The sequence below is a fragment of the Streptomyces sp. NPDC127098 genome, assembly GCF_042722465.1.
Lineage (GTDB): Bacteria > Actinomycetota > Actinomycetes > Streptomycetales > Streptomycetaceae > Streptomyces > Streptomyces millisiae.
Map to the genome: position 1 here is coordinate 1 of NZ_JBHXFJ010000144.1, position 2,326 is coordinate 2,326.

3 protein-coding genes are annotated in these 2,326 nt (G+C 71.9%); 1 reads left to right on the plus strand and 2 read right to left on the minus strand.

Annotation, left to right across the window (positions count from 1 at the left end; genetic code table 11):
• A partial coding sequence (locus ACFWI8_RS36210; RefSeq protein WP_387100502.1) for a helix-turn-helix domain-containing protein occupies nucleotides 1-315 on the minus strand: 315 nt, incomplete at its 3' end.
• A complete protein-coding gene (locus ACFWI8_RS36215; RefSeq protein WP_387100505.1) occupies nucleotides 312-602 on the minus strand; it encodes a helix-turn-helix domain-containing protein in 291 nt (96 codons plus the stop codon). The genes ACFWI8_RS36210 and ACFWI8_RS36215, both read right to left, overlap by 4 nt.
• A gap of 361 nt (nucleotides 603-963) precedes the next feature.
• On the opposite strand from ACFWI8_RS36215, the gene ACFWI8_RS36220 reads away from it, so the two are divergent.
• Nucleotides 964-1,773, plus strand: a complete 810-nt coding sequence (locus ACFWI8_RS36220; RefSeq protein ID WP_387100508.1) for a universal stress protein — start codon at nucleotides 964-966, stop codon at nucleotides 1,771-1,773.
• Nucleotides 1,774-2,326: the final 553 nt, after the last annotated feature.

Here is a 2,326-nt window from a genome sequence, read left to right on the forward strand (position 1 = left end):
CGTCGGTTCGGACAGCTGTACAGGCAGCTCAGACCGTTCTGACGGCACCTCGGACCGTGGAGCGGGCGCCGGGTAGCGCCGCGCCAAACCATCCAGCAGACGGCCGTAAGCGGCGCGGTGCTCGCCGCGCGGCTCCGACCGTCCGGTCTCCCACCCGGCCACGGTCGAGGTGCTCACCCCCAGCGCGCCAGCCACCTGCGGACGGGACAGCCCGGCGACCTCGCGCAGCCGCAGCCGCTCCGCCGGCTCAGGCAGCGGGCGAGCCTGCTCCAGGAGCGCGTCGACCGCGCCGAACAGGTCGTCGTGAGTGCTCATTGGCTCTCCTCCTGCGCCGAGATGACGGATTGGGTGCCGCCGAGGGCGTCGACACGCCGGTGGGCCGGGAGGCGGCGCACCGCGTGGTCGGAGCCGGCCAGGAGGTCGGCTACCTGCATCTCGTAGTGGGCGGCCAGCCGGTCGAGGTCGGCCAGCGTCCAGGGGGTGGCGCCGGCTTGGCGGCGGGAGATCTGGGTCTGTCCGAGGCCGATGCCGCGTCCGAGGTCGCTCTGGGTCTCGCCGGTCGCGAACATCAGCGCCGCGATGGTGCCCCTCAGATCACGCATCGTGCTGCCCATATGCTGGCTCCGCATCTTCTAAGCTCACCCGGCATAGTAGCCGATGAAGGGCTCGGGCAGGGGTGATTCGGCACAGCGCGCAGCCAGTTCGAGCTCACGCCGCCGGCCCCGGTGATGGCCGGCCGGCTGCGGCACCTGTCACCGCCGCCACCGGGCAGCGAGGCGGCGGCCGCGGGAGCGGTGCTGGTTGAGCTGTTGGGCTGCACACCGGCCGCACAGGCCGCCGAACTCACCGCTGACCGGCCCGCCGCATGGCTGGCCACGCGCCTGAGGTCAGCCTGGCATCGCCGACTGGCTGCGGCGCCTGGCGGGGGTGAAGCTGGGAGCCGAGGCGAGTACGGGAGGAGCGGTGGGCGGTCTGGTCGTCGTCGGGGTGGATGGTTCGTCGTCGAGTGATGTCGCGGTGGTGCAGGCTGCCCGGGAGGCGCGGTGGCGTCGTGCCGAGCTGCGGGTGGTGCACGTCTTCAGCAGGTCGGTCGCGCCCAGGTACGTGCCGCTTGATCCGACGCCGTTCCATCGTTTGGCGGACGAGGCGGCGCGGCGTGCTCGAGGTGTGGCGCCCGGGGTGAAGGTGGGCGAGGTGGTGCTGCGTGGCGCGGCGGTGCCGGTGTTGGCGGGCGAGTCGCAGGCCGCGGACCTGGTGGTCGTGGGCTGCCGGGGGGTGGGGGGCTTCATGGGCATGTTGTTGGGTTCGACGGCGGAGTCGCTGGCCGCCCACGGTGAGTGTCCGGTGATGGTGGTGCGCGGGGAGCCGGACCGCGTCGGATCGATCGTGCTCGGTGTCGACGGTGCCCCTGGCGGCGAGGGGGCGGTCGACTTCGCGTTCGCCGAGGCGGTGCTGCGGGGGGCGGAGATCATCGCTCTGCACGCGTGGCTGCCGGACCGCGGGTCGGACGGTGTGGACGCGGAGAGTGCGAAGCGGCTGCTGGCCCAGGTGCTCGCCGGCCGCAGGGACAGGTATCCGGACGTCGTGGTCAGACAGGAGGTGGCGAGCGGCGACCCCCGCGAGGCCCTGATCGAGGCGAGCAGGACCGCCCAGCTCGTGGTCGTGGGTGCCAGGGGGCGTGGCGGTTTCGTCAAGCTGCTCCTGGGCTCGGTGAGCCAGGCGCTGCTGCACCACGCGCACTGCTCGGTGACCGTCGTCCGCGGTGAGCCGTGATCGGGATCGTGTGGTGAGGGGCTCGGGGCGCTCATCTGGTCCGACTGTCTGCCTGATTCGCCGCGCGTAGCCGGTTGGGATCGAGCACGCGGTTTCGCCAACCGTCCTTTGCGGGTTCCCCGAAGACGGCGTGGACGGGACGCCTCACACGGCACCGCACCAGCCTGCGCGGCCGCGCGGACTCCCTCCGGATCGCGGACCGAGCACGTCATGCTCCGGTCGGTCCAGGCGCGGTCGCCACAGTGCACCACCAGGTGCTCGCCGACGTCATCGAGGAGCCACCGCGTCCGCCGCCCGCGAGGCCGAGTCCCGTCGACCGACATCCGGCGAGGAACGCGGTGGACGCAGGCGTCAGGGGCCGTTACGGCCGGCAGCTCCTGGCTGATCGGGCGGTTGGGAACCTCGGTGACCTCGCTCGGCTGTGTGGTTCGGGTACTCCTTCTCAGCTTGTTCTTTATCCTCTGGCGTCGAAATGTGCCTCGAACTGGGTCGCTGACCTGGGCATTCGCCGGACGCTGAGGCGGCCTTCGCTTGATCATGTGCTCCGACCAAG